Source organism: Pseudoalteromonas sp. Of11M-6 (genome assembly GCF_022347905.1).
Taxonomy (GTDB): domain Bacteria; phylum Pseudomonadota; class Gammaproteobacteria; order Enterobacterales; family Alteromonadaceae; genus Pseudoalteromonas.
The window spans coordinates 1-19,727 of the sequence record NZ_JAKRFW010000069.1; the positions used below are offsets into that span (position 1 = coordinate 1).

General features: G+C 43.3%; 17 protein-coding genes. 11 read left to right on the plus strand and 6 right to left on the minus strand.

What is annotated here, in order from left to right:
• Positions 1 to 78 precede the first annotated feature (78 nt).
• Complete coding sequence (gene yegD, locus MHN32_RS21670; RefSeq protein ID WP_239422776.1) at positions 79 to 1,437, plus strand: molecular chaperone; 1,359 nt, start codon at positions 79 to 81, stop codon at positions 1,435 to 1,437.
• A gap of 55 nt (positions 1,438 to 1,492) precedes the next feature.
• On the opposite strand, the gene MHN32_RS21675 is transcribed toward yegD, so the two are convergent.
• The 3 genes from MHN32_RS21675 to putA form a co-directional block, all read right to left on the minus strand.
• A complete protein-coding gene (locus MHN32_RS21675) occupies positions 1,493 to 1,951 on the minus strand; it encodes a methylglyoxal synthase (RefSeq protein WP_010371978.1) in 459 nt (152 codons plus the stop codon).
• 28 nt (positions 1,952 to 1,979) lie between these two features.
• Positions 1,980 to 2,615: a LysE family translocator gene (locus tag MHN32_RS21680; RefSeq protein ID WP_211866749.1), complete on the minus strand. Its 636-nt coding sequence runs from the start codon at positions 2,613 to 2,615 to the stop codon at positions 1,980 to 1,982.
• A 303-nt stretch (positions 2,616 to 2,918) separates the two neighbouring features.
• Positions 2,919 to 6,722: a bifunctional proline dehydrogenase/L-glutamate gamma-semialdehyde dehydrogenase PutA gene (gene putA / locus MHN32_RS21685; protein ID WP_095728277.1), complete on the minus strand. Its 3,804-nt coding sequence runs from the start codon at positions 6,720 to 6,722 to the stop codon at positions 2,919 to 2,921.
• A gap of 406 nt (positions 6,723 to 7,128) precedes the next feature.
• Here putA and MHN32_RS21690 point away from each other — a divergent pair, with 406 nt between their 5' ends.
• The 4 genes from MHN32_RS21690 to MHN32_RS21705 are packed head-to-tail and all read left to right on the plus strand — an operon-like array spanning position 7,129 to position 9,449.
• A complete protein-coding gene (locus MHN32_RS21690; protein ID WP_010606176.1) occupies positions 7,129 to 7,617 on the plus strand; it encodes a winged helix-turn-helix transcriptional regulator in 489 nt (162 codons plus the stop codon).
• A 27-nt stretch (positions 7,618 to 7,644) separates the two neighbouring features.
• A complete protein-coding gene (locus tag MHN32_RS21695; RefSeq protein ID WP_239422777.1) occupies positions 7,645 to 8,391 on the plus strand; it encodes an SDR family oxidoreductase in 747 nt (248 codons plus the stop codon).
• A 6-nt stretch (positions 8,392 to 8,397) separates the two neighbouring features.
• On the plus strand, positions 8,398 to 8,847 hold the full coding sequence (locus tag MHN32_RS21700; RefSeq protein WP_239422778.1) for an adenylyltransferase/cytidyltransferase family protein: 450 nt from the start codon (positions 8,398 to 8,400) through the stop codon (positions 8,845 to 8,847).
• Positions 8,844 to 9,449, plus strand: coding sequence for an SDR family oxidoreductase (locus MHN32_RS21705; protein ID WP_095728274.1), 606 nt, complete (start codon positions 8,844 to 8,846; stop codon positions 9,447 to 9,449). The genes MHN32_RS21700 and MHN32_RS21705 overlap by 4 nt, the downstream gene beginning before the upstream one ends.
• Positions 9,450 to 9,458: 9 nt before the next feature.
• On the opposite strand, the gene MHN32_RS21710 is transcribed toward MHN32_RS21705, so the two are convergent.
• Complete coding sequence (locus MHN32_RS21710) at positions 9,459 to 10,076, minus strand: GNAT family N-acetyltransferase (RefSeq protein ID WP_211866745.1); 618 nt, start codon at positions 10,074 to 10,076, stop codon at positions 9,459 to 9,461.
• Entirely contained in the window at positions 10,060 to 10,287 is a 228-nt protein-coding gene (locus MHN32_RS21715; RefSeq protein ID WP_045990715.1) for a helix-turn-helix domain-containing protein, read from the minus strand. Before MHN32_RS21715 ends, MHN32_RS21710 begins: the two co-directional genes overlap by 17 nt.
• Positions 10,288 to 10,680: 393 nt before the next feature.
• Between MHN32_RS21715 and MHN32_RS21720 the strand changes: the two genes are divergently transcribed.
• From MHN32_RS21720 to MHN32_RS21735, 4 genes are all read left to right on the plus strand, one after another.
• Positions 10,681 to 10,992, plus strand: a complete 312-nt coding sequence (locus tag MHN32_RS21720) for a 2Fe-2S iron-sulfur cluster-binding protein (protein ID WP_010371949.1) — start codon at positions 10,681 to 10,683, stop codon at positions 10,990 to 10,992.
• Positions 10,993 to 10,996: 4 nt separating this feature from the next.
• The gene (locus tag MHN32_RS21725) at positions 10,997 to 12,403 is read left to right on the plus strand and encodes an FAD/NAD(P)-binding oxidoreductase (RefSeq protein WP_206472281.1); all 1,407 of its coding nucleotides are present in this window, start codon (positions 10,997 to 10,999) and stop codon (positions 12,401 to 12,403) included.
• Positions 12,390 to 13,595 carry an FAD-dependent oxidoreductase gene (locus MHN32_RS21730; protein WP_239422779.1) on the plus strand — a complete coding sequence of 402 codons (1,206 nt, stop codon included), beginning with the start codon at positions 12,390 to 12,392 and terminating at the stop codon, positions 13,593 to 13,595. Before MHN32_RS21725 ends, MHN32_RS21730 begins: the two co-directional genes overlap by 14 nt.
• Before the next feature lie 71 nt (positions 13,596 to 13,666).
• A complete protein-coding gene (locus MHN32_RS21735) occupies positions 13,667 to 13,822 on the plus strand; it encodes a hypothetical protein (protein WP_237115808.1) in 156 nt (51 codons plus the stop codon).
• A gap of 143 nt (positions 13,823 to 13,965) precedes the next feature.
• On the opposite strand, the gene MHN32_RS21740 is transcribed toward MHN32_RS21735, so the two are convergent.
• Complete coding sequence (locus MHN32_RS21740; RefSeq protein WP_239422780.1) at positions 13,966 to 14,955, minus strand: rhomboid family intramembrane serine protease; 990 nt, start codon at positions 14,953 to 14,955, stop codon at positions 13,966 to 13,968.
• 348 nt (positions 14,956 to 15,303) lie between these two features.
• On the opposite strand from MHN32_RS21740, the gene MHN32_RS21745 reads away from it, so the two are divergent.
• Together MHN32_RS21745 and MHN32_RS21750 are read left to right on the plus strand one after the other, a co-directional pair.
• Complete coding sequence (locus MHN32_RS21745) at positions 15,304 to 16,296, plus strand: S66 peptidase family protein (protein WP_239422781.1); 993 nt, start codon at positions 15,304 to 15,306, stop codon at positions 16,294 to 16,296.
• 240 nt (positions 16,297 to 16,536) lie between these two features.
• Complete coding sequence (locus MHN32_RS21750; RefSeq protein ID WP_239422782.1) at positions 16,537 to 19,188, plus strand: Ig-like domain-containing protein; 2,652 nt, start codon at positions 16,537 to 16,539, stop codon at positions 19,186 to 19,188.
• The last annotated feature ends 539 nt before the right edge of the window (positions 19,189 to 19,727 follow it).

The following is a 19,727-nucleotide window of genomic DNA, read 5'->3' on the forward strand; positions in this document are numbered from 1 at the left end:
TGTAACCTAGATAAATTCATCTGACAATAACGACAACCATGATACACTTCGCGACTTTTCAGCAGTTTGAGGTAGAGAATGAAAGTCGGGTTTGATTACGGAAGTTCTAATTGTGCGATGGGTGTCATGCAAAATGGTGAAGTGGACTTACTGCATCTCGAGCAAGATAAATATTACCTGCCTTCGACTATGTATGCGATGCACAATGCGTTAATTCCTGCATTTGTTAATCGTCATCTCAATGAGCCAGATCCAGTCTACACGCAGTCTCGCCAAGGGCTGCTAACGGTAGCACAGCAAGCTAAGCGCGATCTTGATTTAGAAGCACATGAAGCGGGCGTCTTTTTTGGTCAAGCGGCAATTTCTGAGTATATCGAATTTCCCGAAGAAGGTTTTTTTGTAAAATCACCCAAGTCCTTCTTTGGGGCGGTTGGACTTAAACCTCAACAAATCGCCTTCTTTGAAGATATCGCTGCGGCGATGATGGTGGAGATTAAGCGTCGTGCTGAGTCGCAGCTGCAACAGTCCATTACCGACACTGTGATTGGTCGACCTGTTAATTTTCAGTCCGTTGGCGGAGAGGAAAGTAATCAACAAGCGGTTAATATTCTCACCACCGCTGCAAAAAGAGCAGGGTTTAAGGAAGTGGATTTTCTCTTCGAACCGCTCGCAGCGGGGATTGAGTATGAAAGCCGTCTTCAGCAAGATAAACTTGTGCTAGTGGTTGATATCGGCGGTGGTACTAGCGATTGTTCGTTTGTCCGAATGGGGCCAAGCTATCGCAATAACACACAGCGCCAGCAAGACTTTTTAGCGCATACGGGTAAACGTATCGGTGGTAACGATTTAGATATTGCACTTGCTTATCACCAATTAATGCCGTTATGTGGTCTAGGTTCTAACATGAGTTCAGGTTTGCCGATGCCTAGTCAACTGTATTGGCAGGCATGTAAAATCAATGATATTCAGTCTCAACTAGACTTCTACAGCGATAAATTAGCGCGAGAATTGCAAAGCATGTTGCGAGATGTCGCCGAGCCGCAAAAGCTGGCGCGTTTACTTCACATTCAACAGAACAAACTTACCCATCAAGTGGTTCGTGAAGGTGAGCTTGGAAAGATAGCACTCTCTGAGCAAGCAAAATTTAATGCCGATCTTGGTTTTATTGAACCACAGTTAACCTCTGAATTTACGCAGCAAGATTTTGCCGAGTCGGTCATGTCGAACTTAGAGCAGATGGGCATGCTTGCGAAAGAAGCCATACATCAAGCGGGGTCAAAGCCCGATGTAATTTACCTGACTGGCGGTAGCGCGCAATCACCGTTACTCAAGGCAACGCTTGCACAGCAAATTGGTGATATTGAAATGGTGAACGGGGATAACTTTGGTAGTGTTACTGCAGGCTTGACTAAGTGGGCGGATAAAATATTTAAGTAATCGAAGTCAAAATCAAAGAAGCGGTCACAAACCGCTTCCATACTCGTCTATTTTATCAATCTAAGCGACTAGCAAGGTACTGCTCATAATCAGGTAAATGTCTTGCGATTGGCTGGCTCATTTTATCGCACGCCATCAGTAAATCTGCCGTTGCTTCATTACAGGCTACGGGAATATTCCAGACAGCAGCGAGTCTCAACAGTGCTTTTACATCCGGATCGTGAGGCTGTGACGCAAGCGGATCCCAAAAGAAAATCAAGACATGAACATCTTGCTCCGCGATTTTGGCACCAATTTGTTGGTCGCCACCCATTGGGCCACTAAATAGTTTGGTGACTTCTAAACCAGTATGCTTTTCTATTAGGTTACCCGTTGTGCCCGTAGCGTAAAGCTTGTGCTGTTTTAGGCTATCTAAGTGAGTCTGACACCACTCAAGTAGGGCTGGTTTCATGCCATCGTGTGCAACCAAAGCAATATGCTTTTTAGCTGGCAGTGGCTGTGAGCGTTTTTGCATGTGTACTGCTCCTATTTTGCGTAACTGTTTAGAGTAATAAGTTGACTGCCAATGCGATAAAAATTAAGCCTGAAATACGATCAATCCACACCGGCGCTGCGGGATGCTGCCTAAAATAGCCAGCGATTTTATCACCACCGTAGATGTACATGCAGTCGATGGGAAAAGCTAAAATAGGATAAAGTAAGCCAAACATAGCCAGTTGCATCGTTGTCGAGGTCGCCAAGCTACTATCGACAAACTGAGGAATAAATGCAATAAAAAACAGGGCGACTTTGGGATTTAAGACTTCCGTCATCATTGCTTGGAACATCACGTTTTTAGGCTTTTTGGTGCTCACGTGCGGTTTTTCCTCGCAAGCTATCTGCGCCTTTCCAAGCGTTTCTTTGATAGTCATTACACCTAGATAAGCTAAGTAAGCTGCGCCGAGGTATTGCACTGTGGTATAGGCAGTCTCTGAAGCTTTTAGGAGTGCCGACAAGCCAACAACGGCAAAGAGTGTATGGATCACCCCACCTAGCGCAAAACCTAATGCGCTTTGCATGCCAGCTACGCGGCCATTAGTAAAGGTCTGCGCCATTAAAAATGCATTAGATGGACCTGGTGCCACGGCAATCACCGTGCTAGCAATTAAAAATGAGAATAAGTATTCAAGGTTTAACATTTTTCTTTTCGTTATTGGTTTTTATATCGTTTTTGTGAATAGCCAACATGCATGAAATTGGTATTATTGTGGTTATTTTATACTTTGAAATTCTAACATTATTATGCAGAGCAACAATATTAGTGGTCTTTTCACTGTGATTAAATCACCTTATTTGTATTGTGTCTGTTTTCTCTGAGTTGAGCAATTTTTAAAGTTGCTATTGTGTATGGTAGTTAGCCCTGATTTTTACTATAAAAAAGCCAGCTTACGCTGGCTTTGTTCGATAAAACCGCTATGTCTAGCATAGCGATTTATATTCTCTTACTCTTCGTCTTCAACAAGCGTCATCAGTGAAGTGTTACCACCAGAAGCTGTGGTATCGATACTGATGGTTTTCTCAGTCACTAGACGATTGATAAGCGTATCGTAGTACTCTGCACTGATCACCGGCAGGATAGCACCTTTACGCTCTGCAAGTTGCTGTGAGAAGTAACCAAGGCGTGAAGAGCGCGCAGCCACAACAGCACCTGCAAGGTGAGGGTGTGCCAAAATCGCTTGTAGCTGGTTTTGCTTCGCTACTTGGAATACGCCTTCGGCAACGCCAGTTGAGATGAACTTATCTCTAAATGCCAATGCTTCTTCGTAGAATAAGTCAGAGGCTACTGTGATCACTGTGTTACCGGCAGCAAGTGCTGTGATAATTGAAATCGCCCAGAAGTTGAACGACGTACTCTTATCGGCATATACCACTACACAACCACGCGCTTCTAAGTGCAGCGTGTTCGATTCACCAGTTGGTCCTGGTAGCGTTGTGTAAGTACGCATACGCTTTTCTAAGCGGTTTAGCTGAGCACGCGCATCAGAAAGCGTTAATGACAAATCATCCGCCAGCTCATCAATGATGTCTACTGTTGCCACTTTAGCAAGTAGCTGACGCACTGCCGAAACACGGTCATTAAGCGCAGTACGACGCCAGATCTTCTCATCACGCTTAGAGTTTTGCATCAGTTTTTCAACTTGCTCAACGGCACCTGGGAAGTGGTGGATCTCTAGCTCATCAGGCGTCAGATCTGTCATTTGTACGTTGTCTGGTGACGCTTTTTCTTTCACAAGGCGAACTAAGTAGTTTGGACCACCTGCTTTTGGACCTGTACCAGATAGGCCACGACCACCAAATGGTTGCACACCAACGATTGCACCAATCATGTTACGGTTCACGTATACGTTACCCGCGCGAGACATCTTAGCTAGGTATTCGCAGCGCTCTTCAATACGTGAATGAACGCCCATTGTTAGACCGTAGCCTGTACCATTGATTTGATCGATCACATTATCAAGTTGATCTGCTTTGAAGCGTACAACGTGGACTACCGGACCGAATACTTCACGCTTAAGCACGGATAGATCAGAAATCTCATATAGACGAGGCGCGAAGAAGTAAGCGCCGTTCTCGCTGTTATCAGGGATCTTAGCTTCGAATAGGAGCTTACCGTTCGACTTCATGTAATCAACGTGCTTAGTCAAAGTAGTCAGCGCTTTTTCGTCGATTACTGGGCCTACGTCTGTAGATAGTAGCGATGGGTCGCCGATATGTAGCTCTTTAAGTGCACCTTGGATCATTTCAATGATACCGTCAGCAACATCTTCCTGTAAGAACAACACTCGAAGTGCTGAACAGCGTTGACCGGCACTTTGGAAACCTGAAGAAATAACATCGTCAACCACTTGTTCTGGTAAAGCTGTTGAGTCAACGATCATACAGTTTTGACCACCGGTTTCTGCGATCAGAGGAACCTGAATATCGTTACGCTCAGCAAGAATTTGTGAGATAAGCGTACCTGTCTCTGTTGAACCTGTGAACATAACCGCTTGGATACGCTCGTCAGGCACGATGTGTTTACCCACTTCGCTACCACGTGCGATAACCGGTTGTACTACGTGCTCAGGTAAGCCAACGGTGTGCATTAGTTCGATACAACGCAGTGCAATCATACTGGTTTGTTCAGCTGGCTTTGCAATAACGGTATTACCCGTCACGATAGCAGCTGCTACCTGACCTAAGAAGATCGCAAGCGGGAAGTTCCACGGGCTGATACATAAAATCACGCCACGAGCTTCAAAACGCTCATCTTTAGAAAGCTCTTCTGCACGCGCTGCATAGTAGCGACAGAAGTCAACGGCTTCACGTACTTCATCGATGCTGTCTTGGGTTACTTTACCTGCTTCTTTAATACAGATAGCAACAAGTTCGTCATGGTGACGCTCAAGGATGTCAGCAGTACGGCGTAGTAAGTTTGCACGTTCTTCAACAGAGGTTTGAGACCAACTTTCAAAAGCTGCATCAGCATTGGCAAGCACGCTTTGCATGTGTGCTTCATCGTGTAAAGGCACAGATCCAATCACTTGTTTGTGGTTCGCAGGGTTACGAACAGCAAGGTGACCTTCTGGTACTTGGCTTTCATCGATTAGGTGTTCGTTAAACCAGTTGTCTAGGTTTTCTTTAAACGGTGTTAAATCGTTGATGTCAGTTAGGTCTTTACCTTTTGAGTTTGGACGCTCATCGCCATAAAGCTCGATAGGTAGTTTTATCTGCGTATTGTAACGGTTACGTAGGCCTTGCAGTGTTTCTACAGGGTCAGGAAGTAGTGACTCAACAGGCTTAGTGGTATCAACAATCGCGTTTACGAATGATGAGTTTGCACCATTTTCAAGTAGACGGCGTACCAGATAAGCAAGTAGGTCTTCGTGCTGACCAACTGGCGCATACACACGACACTGAATACCCTCGTTTTCAACGATTTGGTCGTAAAGTGATTCACCCATTCCGTGTAAACGTTGGAATTCGAACCCTTTGTTGTCGCCTTTGGCAACTTCTAGGATAGTTGCTGCGGTGTAAGCATTATGCGTTGCAAACTGTGGGAAAAGTGCATCACGTGCTTCTAGTAGCTTAATAGCACACGCTTTATAAGAAACGTCAGTCGTTGCTTTACGGGTGAACACAGGGAAGTGCTCAAGACCATCTTGTTGAGTGGTTTTGATTTCTGTATCCCAGTAAGCACCTTTAACTAGACGCACCATCAGTTTACGGCCTACGCGACGAGCAAGTTCAGCCACCCATTCAACAACGAAAATGGCACGCTTTTGATATGCTTGCACTGCAAGACCAAAACCATTCCAGTCGCCAAGCGCGTCGTCTGAGAATACCGCTTCGATGACATCTAGTGAGATATCTAAACGATCCGCTTCTTCCGCATCAACCGTGAAACCGATATCGTATTCTTTCGCAGCAATTGCAAGTTCTTTTAGCTTAGGTACAAGCTCGTCCATCACGCGGTCGCGATGTGTGAATTCATAGCGTGGGTGAATAGCTGAAAGCTTTACAGATATACCAGGGCTCTTTATTGGGCCACGGCCTTTCGCTGCTTTACCAATTGCGTGAATGGCGTTCATATAGCTTTGGAAGTAACGCTCTGCATCTTTCATCGTACGTGCGCCTTCACCTAGCATGTCGTACGAATATACATAACCTTTTTGTTCTTTATCAGCGGCACGATCGATAGCATCTTGAATGGTTTCACCCATTACAAACTGCTTACCCATGATCTTCATTGCATAGTTAACGGATTTACGGATAACTGGCTCACCAAGACGACCAATTGTGCGCTTTAGCACGCCAAATTGTTCTTCTTTATTCTTGTCTGAATAATTAACCATTTTACCAGTAACGAGTAGACCCCAGCTTGAAGCGTTAACAAATAACGAGTCGCTGCTGCCTAAGTGTGAACTCCAGTCGCCTTGTGCGAGCTTGTCACGGATTAGGCTTTCTTGCGTTGCTTTGTCTGGTACACGAAGTAGCGCTTCGGCCAAACACATCAGTACCACGCCTTCTTCGGTAGAAAGAGAGAATTCATTTAAAAGCGCGTCGACACCGTTTTGACCATCTTGATCTCTACGAATGTTCAATACCATTTGACGTGCACGTTCCCATGCTCGGCTTCGAGCTGTAACGCCTACCTCAGCTAAAGGTAAAATATGATCAATTACTGCGTTCTCATCGATGCGGTAAAAATCACGGATCTTTTGTCGGATAGGACAGTTAGTTGTCAAATCGCCGTTATAAAGCATAAGCAACCCTCAAAAATTGGAGTCAAAAATACATGTAATTCGCGCCTGCCTATGGAATCACACACCTTAATGTGTAGATTACAAAACTACATCTGAACTGATGCCAAACTATGCAACCAAAGGTTGAAAGTGTAGTTTAATTTGTATAGGAAGCCTCAATTACGACAAAATGATGCAGTCACATTGCTAACCATAACACACCCATTTGGGGGTTCAAATTTTAGCCAGAATGCATAATCTAAATGTTCGAACAAAGTTGCGTTAAAGGCTGAAACAAGCCGCTTTGTTCTTTATCGTTAATTTCGCGGGCATTCTATCGAAAAGACAGCAGAATATGCTGTTTTATTTTCAACGAATACGGTAAATTTGCGGGTAATCTCAAACCCTCACAAAATTTTATGCTGATATGACGACTTCCATTAAAACTCGGGTATTAGATCGCATCGACTTAGCAATCTTAGACGCGCTTCAGCGCAATGCTCGGATCTCTAATGTAAACTTGGCGAAAGAGGTAAACTTGAGTCCGAGTCCTTGCCTCGATCGAGTAAAAAAACTCGAGTCCGAGGGGTATATCGAAGGATATACGGCAAGATTAAATGCCGCGAAACTTGGCCAGCATTTGGTTGCGCATGTGGAGATCACCTTGAAAAGCTCGACCGAAGTGGTATTTGAGGTGTTTAAACAGCACATTGTAAAAATCCCCAACGTCGTTTCTTGTGATATGGTAGCTGGTGGCTTTGATTATTTAGTTAAGATCCGAGTCCAAGATATGCGTCAATATCGAGAGGTATTAGGTCAAATCGTTGAAATACCTGGAGTTGGCACAAATCATACCTATATGGTGATAGAACACGTCAAAGAAGACATGGGTGTAGAAGTGCTGAACTATCAGTAACTGTTGACCCAGTTTAAGGAATAATAGATGCAAAAAGTGGTACTTATCACCGGTGCGAGCCGTGGGATTGGTGCGGCAACGGCTCAACTGCTGGGACAACAAGGATTTACTGTTGTTATAAATTACAAGCAGAACGCGCAAGCCGCAGAAACGGTTGCAGATACCATCCTAAGTAATAATGGTAAAGCGCATTTGTTACAAGCAGATGTCACAGACGAAAAATCTGTAGAGGCAATGTTTGACAAGATAAAGACCGATATTGGCATGGTAACGCATTTGGTCAACAACGCTGGCGTGCTGAACGTGCAGACTCGAGTTGAACACATGACCGCAGCGCGCATCAACAATATGCTTACTAATAATGTTACGCCGTATTTTATTTGTGCTCGCGAAGCAATTAAACATATGCGTTTGAGTGCCAATCCAGCACAGTGCGCAATGGTGAATGTATCGTCGGCAGCTTCTTATTTAGGTGGGGCTAATGAGTATGTTGACTATGCGGCTGCAAAAGGTGCAATAGACAGCTTCACTAAAGGTTTATCTCTGGAATTAGCCGCTGAACAGATCCGCGTGAACTGCGTGAGACCGGGCTGTATTTATACCGATATTCACGGCGACGGTGGCGAACCAAACCGAGTTGATCGTCTAGCCGATTTTTTACCGCTGAAGCGAGGTGGAACCGCGATTGAGGTTGCCAATGCCATCGCTTGGCTTTTAAGTGACGAAGCAAGCTTTGTTACAGGAACTTTTATTGATTTAGCTGGAGGGAAATAGCAATTTATGAAAAATAAAATTGTTTATGTCTCAGGAACATTTGATTTATTTCACAGTAATCATTTAAAAATGATTAGTTATGGCCGAGGTTTAGGAGACACGTTGATCGTTGGTGTAAGTACCGATGAACTTGTTTGTTCTTATAAAAAGCCACCGGCAGTGCCATTTGAAGAGCGTTTGGCGATTATCGAAGGGTTAAGAGACCCAGATCTTGCTATTCCACAACGTACTTTAGATCATCGTGAAACGGTGAAAAATCTAAATATTGATGTGTTCGTGATTGGCGATGATTGGAAGGGAAAATATGATTATCTGAAAGAGCTTGGGGTTCAGGTATTTTACTTTCCTTATGGTGCTGGCGTTAGCTCTAGTAACTTAAAGCAAAAAATCTACGATCAGTATAAAAAGCTGATTGAGCAAAGCGACAATCATCCAATCCCAGAGCCACGGAAATGAAAGTGTTAATAACGGGCGGACAGGGTGGTCTTGCCGCTTATTTAAGCGATGAACTGAAGCGCTTAGGATATGAAGTGGAAGCACCATCGCGCGCGCAGCTTGATGTTTCTAAACCAGCTGAAGTTGAGCGTTTTTTTGACGACAAATCTTATGACTGTGTAATCAATGCGGCAGGAACGCTTTACTCAAGTTTAGTTGCAGACTCTGACCCAAGTCTTTGGATCCGTGACATCGAAGTAAACCTAATCGGCACTTATTTAATTTCTCGTGCTGCAATTAAAGCAAACAAAGCGGTGCATTTGATCAATGTGGCGTCGACGGCGGCATTTAACAGTTACAAAGATTGGACGTCTTATTGTGCGGCGAAAGCGGGCGTGGTGACTCTATCTAAAGGTCTTCACAAGGACGGCTACAAAATAGCGGTACTGTGCCCCGGGGCAATAGATACTAAACTGCGCGATGGTCTTACTATCAATAATCCCAATGTGATGAGCATACCACAAGGCGCCGCGCCAATCTTAGAGGCTGTAACTACACCACAGCACATCGGTAAGCTGTTTTTTTATCGCCTGAACGAAAGTCGTAGCGAGTCGCTTGATTAGACTGTTTTGCTAATATTCATTGGCATAATGCACTAGAGCTACGTTCTCAATACGATTGCGCAAGGTCGGTGCAAGCAGTTTGTAATAGTATGTGGTGGCATGGAAGTCACCGCGCTCATCACTGACAAAATGAGGGATTTGCCCAGCAACTTTAAAGCCCAAGCTCTGATATAAGATTTCTGCGTCCGAATCCGATTGTGTGTCAAGGACGAGTAACGATATCTGCTGCCGTGTAGATTCTTGCTCTATGGCTTGCATCAGCTTTGTTGCTACGCCTTTTCGTCGGCTATTCGGATGAACTAATAGCTTTTCAACTTCAGCCCGGTGCTGAGCATTATCTTTTGTTGCCGGCGAAAGTTGCACACAACCTGCCATTACGCCATTAAGTTCAGCGATAATAAGCGTCTTTTGCGACTTGATCACAGCATCGAATACCTGCCACCAGTAGTTTTGTATTGCTCTGCTAGAGGAAGAGGGCAAAAAGCCGATAGAGGCGCCAAGATTAATACAGGCTTGCGTCAGCGCACTGAGCTGTTTTACCCAAAGCTGACAATCTAAGCGATTGTATTTCAAGCTAGGCGCCTGAATAATGCGAAGCTGCATAGCGGTATTAGACAAACTGTTCATGCAGTTCCTTATTTATCCGAGCCAGACTTTGCTCAAGCCTTGCCTTTTCATGCATTAACTTCTGCCATCGAGTTTGCTGCTTCTCTTGGGAGCGTCGCAGTGCTTCGTAAAGTGCTCGCTGCGGCACATGATAGGCTTTTGCGGCTTGTGATGGGGTGAGCATATCGTTCATTACTGCGTGTACTGCAGTGTCTAGTTTGCCAAGTGTCATTGCGCTTCCTCCTTACCATCTACAGGGGTTGTTGCTGTATCGTGCACAGGCCAGATACTCACATCCAAATGCCAAAGTAAGTACATCGTTTGATATAAAGTGTACATAATTACGCTCCTTTCATCCGTCGTGTCGTTTAATAAGGAAAAACTGTGCCAGAAATTAAAACTATTTAATATCAATAGGATGCGGTTTGTGTTGGTCTGCAAATACGTTCATATTGCACTGCTTTAGTGAGGTGAGTGCAGCATTTGCACCGAATTGAACAGAATTAGTGCGAGAGTGCTTAAAAGTTAATTTGGATCAAATTAAAGTGAATAAAGTAAATAAAATGTTTATTTTTAATATTTGGATAGTAGGCTTTGTGCGACTTTATTGAAGGAGCATTTTTTCATGTCTGAATTATCCAGAACGCAAGATATTACAGACCCTGAGGGGTTACAGTTCCAAATTCAAATCGACGACATTGCGGTTAACGCATGCGACGGTGAAACCGTGTTGTCTGTTTTGCTTGCGGCGAACTACAAGCAAATTATGGAAAGCGATCGAGAAGCCGTATCTGGTGCTTATTGTGGTATGGGCGTTTGTCATTGTTGTCAGGTAACGATAAACAAGCAACATAAACAAAAGGCTTGCCAAACCTTAGTACAACCCAACATGCAGGTTGAAACTAAACAAAATCGTTTCAAGCAGGTTGGAGTATAGTGTGATGTCTAATTGTCAAAAAGAAAAAATCGTTATTGTTGGTGCAGGGCCTGCTGGCGTTAGCTGTGCAGCTGAGCTGGCTAAATATGGCATTACTAGCACCTTAGTGGATGAAGCACCAAAAATTGGTGGGGTGATCTATCGCGGGCCACTTCGACAAGCAAGTAAGCTTCCTCATTTAGATGAAAATCTTAAACGTGCGATGGCTGCACTAAAGGTACGCTACGAACATCATAAACAAGATATAACACTACAACTACAAACCAAAGTGCTTGGGCCCGAGGGCGAAAGCGGTTTGCTGTTGCAAACACAAAATCAGTTAACACAAATAGATTACACCAAGTTGGTTCTGGCAACTGGTTGTCATGAGCGCAGTGTGCCATTTGAAGGATGGCAGTTACCTGGTGTGATGTTAATGGGCGGGATGCAACTTCAGCTTAAAAGTGGGTTAGTTCGACCAGGGAAAAAAGTGGCTTTAGTCGGAACTGGACCATTATTGCCACTGGTTGCTTGCCAGTTACATAAATCCGGTGCACAAGTGGTTGGCGTATATGAAGCGAGTCGCTTTAGTGAACTGGCGAAAGAGACCGTGGCGCTGCTCAATAAACCTAAGCTTACGCTTTCGGGATTGAGTATGTTGGCGTATCTCAAAAAGCATAATATTCCGTTCAAGTATGGTTATGGCATTGTGAAAGCAGAAGGCCAAGAAAAACTCTCCAGTGTTACCGTAGCGCCTTACGATGAGCACTGGCATGCGGACTTGTCAAAAGCACAGCATTTAGCCGTGGATAGTCTAGGGGTCGGCTATGGTTTTGTTGCCCGCACCCAGCTTGCCATGCTACTTGGGGTTTCTCATCAGTACACCACCACGAATGGTTATGTGCCTTTATTAGATGACAATTTACGCAGTAGCTTAAATTCAATTTTTGTCTGTGGTGATACCAATGGTTTGCTAGGCGCAGAAGCGGCTATCATTGAAGGGAAAATGGCCGCAACCATGCTTGCCTATGAACAAGCCTGTTTAAGCGAATCGACCTTCCACACGCGGATGCGCAAGCTCAAAACTAAGCGTAAGCAAGCACAGAAGTTTAGAGCAGGATTTGACCGCTTCTCGGCGCGCCGAGAGGGGCTGCTTGCGTTAACCCAGGCAGATACCGTGGTGTGTCGCTGCGAACAAGTAAAGCGCCAGCAACTCGATTTAGCATTGCAACAAGGTGCAAAAGATTTATCTAGCGTAAAAATGAGAACCCGTATTGGCATGGGAGACTGCCAAGGAAAAATGTGTTCTAGCTATGCGTTAGATCGACTGCATGCGGCAGGGCACTTAGATACGCTGGGCGTGATAAGGCCAAGATTCCCACTTGACCCAATTCCGTTTACTTTACTGGAGAAAAACCATGAAGCAGTATGATGTCATTATCGCAGGTGGCGGTGTAATTGGTGCGGCTTGTGCCTATTTTTTAAGTCGCGATACCAACCTAAAAATCGCGTTAGTAGATTTAAAAAAGCCGGGTAACGCGTCTCGTGCATCTGCGGGTGGATTATGGGCAATTGGTGAGTCGGTCGGACTTGGCTGTGGTGTGATCTTCTTCAAAACCTTGTCGAAGCTCCAAAGTGAAGGAGATACCGAAGCTGCGGAAACATTACGGCCGCATCAATTACCAGAATGCTTTTTTGAACTTGCGCTCAAGTCAAACGAGTTATATCCAGCACTGCATGAAGAAATGCTGGTCAGGCACGATGTCGACTTTAAGTTTGAACGTACCGGTCTTAAATTCATTATGTACAATCGCGATGATGAAATATATGCAGATAGCATAGTGTCAGGGATCCCTAATTTGTCTTCGCAGATCCGATGGTTAGACCAACAGCAATTACGTGCAGAGGAGCCTTACATCACTCCTGATGCGATTGGTGCAATAGATTTTATTTGCGACCATCAGGTAAACCCATACAGGTTAGTTGATGCGTATACCGAAGGAGCACGTCAAAATGGTGTTGAGTTATTTTTGAATACCGAAGTGCTAGAGGTACTGCGTGAAGGCAATAAGGTGCTAGGCGTGAGGACGCAAGATCAAAGCCTGCATTGTGAGACCTTAATTAATGCCGCTGGTGCCTGGGCGGATGACATTTACCATCAGGCGACAGGTAAACATATGCCAGTATATCCTGTTAAGGGTCAAATAGTGCTGTCTGAGCGTATGCCGAAAGTATTAAATGGTTGTATCAGTACCAGTGATTGCTACATTGCACAAAAAGACAACGGCGAGATTTTAATTGGCTCATCAACGGAGGAGAAAGGCTTCGATACCACCAACAGTCTAGATAAAATCACCGAGTTGTCACAAGGTGCTATGAAATGTTTGCCAGTGCTAAAAGAGTCGAGTATTAAACGTTGTTGGGCAGGACTTAGACCTGGTACACCGGATGAGCTGCCAATTTTGGGCCCCGTTGATGGCGTGGAAGGTTACATTAATGCGTGTGGGCACTTTAGGACAGGGATTTTAATGTCGGCCATTACTGGCACGCTTATTACTGAACTCATGACAGGCAAACCTACCTCTGTTGATTTAGCTCCGTTTCGCGTTGAAAGGTTCGAATAAGCATTTGATTCTGTTGTCTTAGTGGGATTAATCTAGTTGCTGATGAATATTCCATTAAGGCAAGATAGACGGTGCAATTACGCAAGCCTAAAAAACTAAACCGAGGTGATACCCTTGCGATTGTATCACCTAGCTGGGGTGGCCCAGGTACATTTCCTCACATCTTTGAGCAAGGGTTAGTAAACCTGCGTTCGCTTGGTTTTAATATTGTTGAAATGATGTGCTAAGCTCAAACTGTCACCTAAGTTAACTCGAACTTGTTAAATTAACATATATATGTATCGTTAGAATATCTAATTGACAGTCTGAGTTGTTTTTTAAGTTAGTCTGAACTTTACAAGGTGATAAATATAAATAGTGAAGTATTCCACTATTTATATTTGTCTCGGTGTTTGCACAAGAATGCTAGTAAAACCCCAGTAATAAATCCTGATATATGTGCAGTATTGCTAATAGAATGTGATAGTAGTGCGCTTAAAGCGGTGCTCATAAATAAAAAGTTAACTATTGATATGTGCAGGTTTCCATTTTTTATATTTTTGTTTTTATATGAGTTAATAGTGGTGTAACCAAGTAATGCATATATTCCTGCAGAAATTCCGCCATATGCGTCAGCAGAGGTGAGACCAAAAAAATACAAAAAATATGCAGATATAGCTCCAGTGATACAACCTGAAATAAAAACAAATAACCCTGTTCTTCTCACTAATGCTATAAATAATGGACCTGATAACAATGCGAAAGCAAGATTACTAAACCAGTGGGTTAATCCAGAGTGAAAGAATGATGCTGTGATAATTCGCCACCACTCACCTGCCATAATTAACTTATAAATCCCACCATATCGATACGCTGCTTCTTCAAACCCACCTGCTAAGTAGTTTATAAATACTTGAATTAATCCTATGGCTAAGCATATAAAAAACCATTTTGCAGCATGTTTTTTATACCTGTTTGATAGGTTAGAGATAAACACATTTCTATCAGTTAGGCTCTGCAGATTATTTGAAATTGTGATGTAGTCAATTGTTAAGTATAGCGTTACTATTAGTCCTGATAAGGTAAGGTTTAGTAGTTTTTCATTTTTTGTATATGTGAATAAAAGTAATGAGACTAATGTGGCGAATATTGAGTATATGATGATGAACTGAGATTTTTTCTTGTTAAATTTAAATGCGCTTTTCTTAAAGCCATCAACAAGCATAACCGGTTTAAAATCTTGACTGTATGGTAAAGCTATAAAAAGTGGTGAGAGTATATGCCATTTAGAAATAGCTCTGTTTACGTTTGACTCACCTGAAAATATCTTACCACTTCCAACTTTAGCTCTAACTTCCTCTATAGATGCAGTCTTTTCCATCTTACCTCGCTTTATTAAGTGATAAGTTGCAACAAGGCTTAACATGTAGCCTTGTTGCTTATCCTAACTAAAAAATTAAGAAACGAAATACAAGGCTGCTGCAATTGGTATAGCAAATCCAAGTGTAGCAGGGTTACTTATTTTTAATCATTATTGTCATGCTTATCTCTTGCTAATGAAAGGCAAGGCCACATCTGTTTATTTAGTTCCGTTTCGAGATGAAAGCTTGAGTGAGTATTTGATTTTGTAGTCTTAATTGGATATATCTAGTCGCTAATGAATATTCCATTAAGGCAGGATAAACGGTGCAATTGCGCAAGCCTAAAAAACTAAACCGAGGTGATACCCTTGCGATTGTATCACCTAGCTGGGGGTGGCCCAGGTATATTTCCCCACATCTTTGATCAAGGGCTGGCAAACTTGCGTTCGCTTGGTTTTAATATTGTCGAAATGCCGTCGGCTCGAACGGCCGCAGACGTACTCTTTTCACAGCCGCAATTACGTGCAAAAGATATTAATGATGCCTTTGCCGATCCGAATATAGCCGGGATAATTTCTTCTATTGGTGGTTCAGATTCCGCGCGGATCCTACCTTATTTAGATAAATCCGTTATCTTGAATAACCCTAAGTTTATGATGGGCTATTCTGATTTTTCCACGCTGACCACACTGCTGAACCAATGGGGATTAGTCACTTTTAACGGCCCATCAGTCATGGCCGGTTTCTCCCAGTACCACAATGCTAGTGCTGAATATCAAGCCTATTTAGTGCAGGCGCTGCTAGGTGAAGTCCATTATCCAATATTCAAGGCTTATTCTCATGGCTATCCGGAGTGGGCAATACCAGAAAACGTCGGTAAGCTGCATCCCGCAATTGCAGCAAATGGTCCAAAAGTACTGCAAGGTACTGGGCAAGTGGAAGGGCGGCTATTTGGCGGCTGTTTTGAAGTGATGGAGATGCTAAAAGGCACAGAATACTGGCCATCGCCGTCATTTTGGCAAGACAAATTGCTATTTTTAGAAACCTCTGAGGATAAACCTAGTCAAGATTATATTCGCTTTTGGTTACGTAACTATGGGGTGATGGGGGTGTTTGAAAAAATATCCGGTTTAATGATTGGCCGTGCACGGGATTACAGCGAGCGCGAGATGGCTGCGCTTGATGAGGTGATTTTATCGGTTGTACGTGATGAGTTTGGCTGTGACAGTTTACCCGTAATAACTCGGCTTGATTTCGGCCATACCGATCCGCAGTGGATTTTGCCGTTAGGAATACAGCACCGCTTGGATCTGGACAACTTCAGTCTAGATGCGATAGAGCCGGTATTTGATTTGTTGTAAACAAAGACAAAACAAGTGACCCCCATCACTATTAATATCCAAGCCGAGGAAGTGAAGTAACATTTAAGGTAAACACCCTCCCTAATTTCCTCTTTGTAACAGCAGCGACAAGGTTCAAATTGTTGACCCCAATGGCTTGGCGAAGTGTTTAGGCGGAAACCCACCTAAACTTACACTGAATATGTATTGATTGTATGAATGTTATGTGGTTATATACCGTCTTTTTTTAAGGGACATATCATGGGTCAATTACGCTCATTTTGTTACTTGGTTCTGCTATTCCTGTTAACAGCGTGTGGCGGCGGAAGTGATGCTGGCAACAGTGATAGCAGCAAAGGTAACAGCCAAGTACCACAAACAGCGATCTCATTCGCTGAAACTTCAATCCAAATATTGGTAGACGAGATTCCATCCGTTAATAAGATATCAGGAAGCTCAGGTACGGGAGCAATAACGTTTTCATCGTCAGACTCATCAATAGTAGAAGTTGTGAACCCTCAAACAGGGCAAATAAAAGGTGTTGGAGCAGGAAGTGCAACCATTACTGTATCCAAAAGTGCTGATGCTCAGTACCAGTCAGCATCTGCAAGTTATTCAGTTGAAGTTAACAAACGTGAGCAAGAGCCACTACTTTTTGATGCAGGTCACGTCGCAAAGTTTGTGAGCGATTCAAACTTTACAAACCCACTCAATGGTGGAAGCGGTGATGGCGCTTTTGTTTTTACATCGAGTAATACAGGTGTTGCAACGGTCAATAGTACCAGTGGGGAAATCCAGATCATCGGTGCAGGCCAAGTAGAAATTTCAGTCACTAAGCATGCAGACCTAAAATTTAAACCTGCATCTGCGAGCTTCGCATTATCTATAAAAAAGCGGGAACAAACACCACTTAAATTTAACTATGAGACCGTCAATGTATTTGTTGATGATTCTCCGGCAATCAATATGTTAATTGGTGGAAGTGGTACAGGCTCAATTAGCTATAGCTCGAGTAATCCAGACGTTGCGACTATTAACCTTACATCCGGAGAAGTAACTTTTGTAGGTAAAGGAACAACAACCATAAAAGCCACCAAATCTGCAGATGGAATATATAATTCAGCAGAAGCATCTTATTCACTGACGCTCAATAAAAGAAATCAAGACGACATTGTTTTTGAACAAGACTCTCTATACATCTATCTAGATGAAACTAAAACCAACCGTTATACAGGAGGCAGCGGAGAAGGGAAGGTTACCTATTCGACATCCAATGCTGAAGTTGTGCTCACCCATACTTTCACGGGCTTACTGACACCCGTGAAAGCAGGCTCAGCTACCATTACCCTGACTAAATCAGGTGATACTTTGTATGAACCTCAAACGGCTCAGTTTACAGTTAATGTAACAAAAAAAGAGCAGGAGCCTCTATCATTCCAATCTAGCTCTTTAGATTTATTAATTGATACACCGATACAGAGCAATCCTTTATCAGGAGGTACAGGCTCAGGTACTATAACTTATCACTCCAGTGACACCTCAGTGGTAGATGTCAATTCAAAAACAGGAAAATTAACATTACTCAAAGACGGTGTTGCAACGATATCCGCAACAAAAGCTTCAGATGCTTTGTACAATGAATCAACGGCTTCCTATGATGTTGATATCAGTTATATATTAGATGAACTCAGTATTGCCATCAGCTTAACAAATGCTGAGCTAACATGGAGTAAACAAAGTCAGCAACTAGAGGTATACAGAAGTACAGATGCGAACTGTGATATAACCAATTACACTGCATGTGATAATTCGCAGATGAATATTATATCCGCACAAGATGCACTGCCTCTTCAAGATGGCTTTATAAATATTCAGCGTTCTAAAGACACACTAGAACACCAAAGTGCCTATATTAAAATTGCCCACGAAGACTATATTTCTAATACCATCCATGTGACACCTTCCTTACCCCCTTTTAAACTTGGGAATGGAGCTCAAATGGTGTCCTTTAAAGGTAAGTTGTGGTTGATGGGAGGTGAATACTACAAAGGTGATGATACCATTTGGCAAACTGGCATTTGGTCTTCTACAGATGGAATAAACTGGCAGCTCGAGGTTGAAAAGGCGCCATTCCAGGGGCGTGCACATTTTGAATTAATTGAATTCAATGAGCAGCTCTATTTAATAGGTGGTGAAAGAGGAGTAGGAACAAATGGAGCAAAGGTATTTGAGTCAGATGTGTGGCGCTCTGATGATGGAGTCAATTGGACATTAATTCAACCTACTCCAGGAGTCTATATAGGGAAAGTAGCATCAGCAATCGTCTTTCAAGGTAAGCTATGGTTATATGGAGACTCTTACAGTAGTGAAAATAGCACTATATATTCAACCGAAGACGGACTCAACTGGACTATGCAAAACAGTTCTGCAGCATACACGCCTAGATCTAAGCCTACATTATTTGTCCACAATGACCACTTATGGATGTACGGTGGCCAGGTATTGGAAAGTAACAAAGCAAGGGCAGTTAACGAAATTTGGTCTTCAGAAGATGGGGTTAATTGGCGTTTAAGAAATGCAGCCCCCAATATTCCAAATGAATATGCTAAAGCCAGTAAAGTCTTCAATTTTAACGGCAAACTTTGGATGATTAGCGGACAAGCTTATAACGCAAACGACAGCGCCGTAAACGGCAGCGCCGCCTATTCATCTGATAACGGAATAGACTGGACGATTGAAGCAAGTCCAATTATATCTAGGTTTAATACCTATTTAACAGGTGCTAAGTTTGCTGATAAGCTGTGGATATATAGTGGTTGGCAAGATGAGTATATCTGGCACTCCAAAGACGGAAAAGATTGGAGGACCTATGTCGAGCTACCACAACTAGAATGGAGCCCAAGGCAAAAATAACCCTAAGGTGACAATAGCAATTTAACGTGGACACCCACCTCACCTTCAACTTACCCACCTCAACTTGCATGTTGGGGTGGTTTTCCTAAGCTTGAAGTTCTTCAAAATCAAGTTTTGAAGGCAATTTATAAAAGATAGGCACTCATGCGCATCTATTTTCTAAAACTGGACTATCGCGCACGATAATGCACAATTTAACGTGGACACCCAGCTCACCTTCATTGAGAGAAAAACTAGAACTCGCAGTCAAAACTAACCCCCTTAACCACACCAGAAGAGCATAACTTCTCGGCGGGTGAACCGCCTCCCACAAAACTATTTAGACTGTGAGGTAGGAGGCTGCGCTGATAGTCTTTGCAATGCTTGCAAGCAGCTTAATCATAAAAATTGTAGAAGATCTCACAAGCAACTTATTCCCCCTTCATCACACCCGAAAAGCATATGTCCACTTCCCCTTTAATGGCACACCTCTAAACTGGAGTTTTCCAACTTAGTGCGGTAAATCGCCGGAGGCAAGTTACCAAGGCTCTCATGTGTTC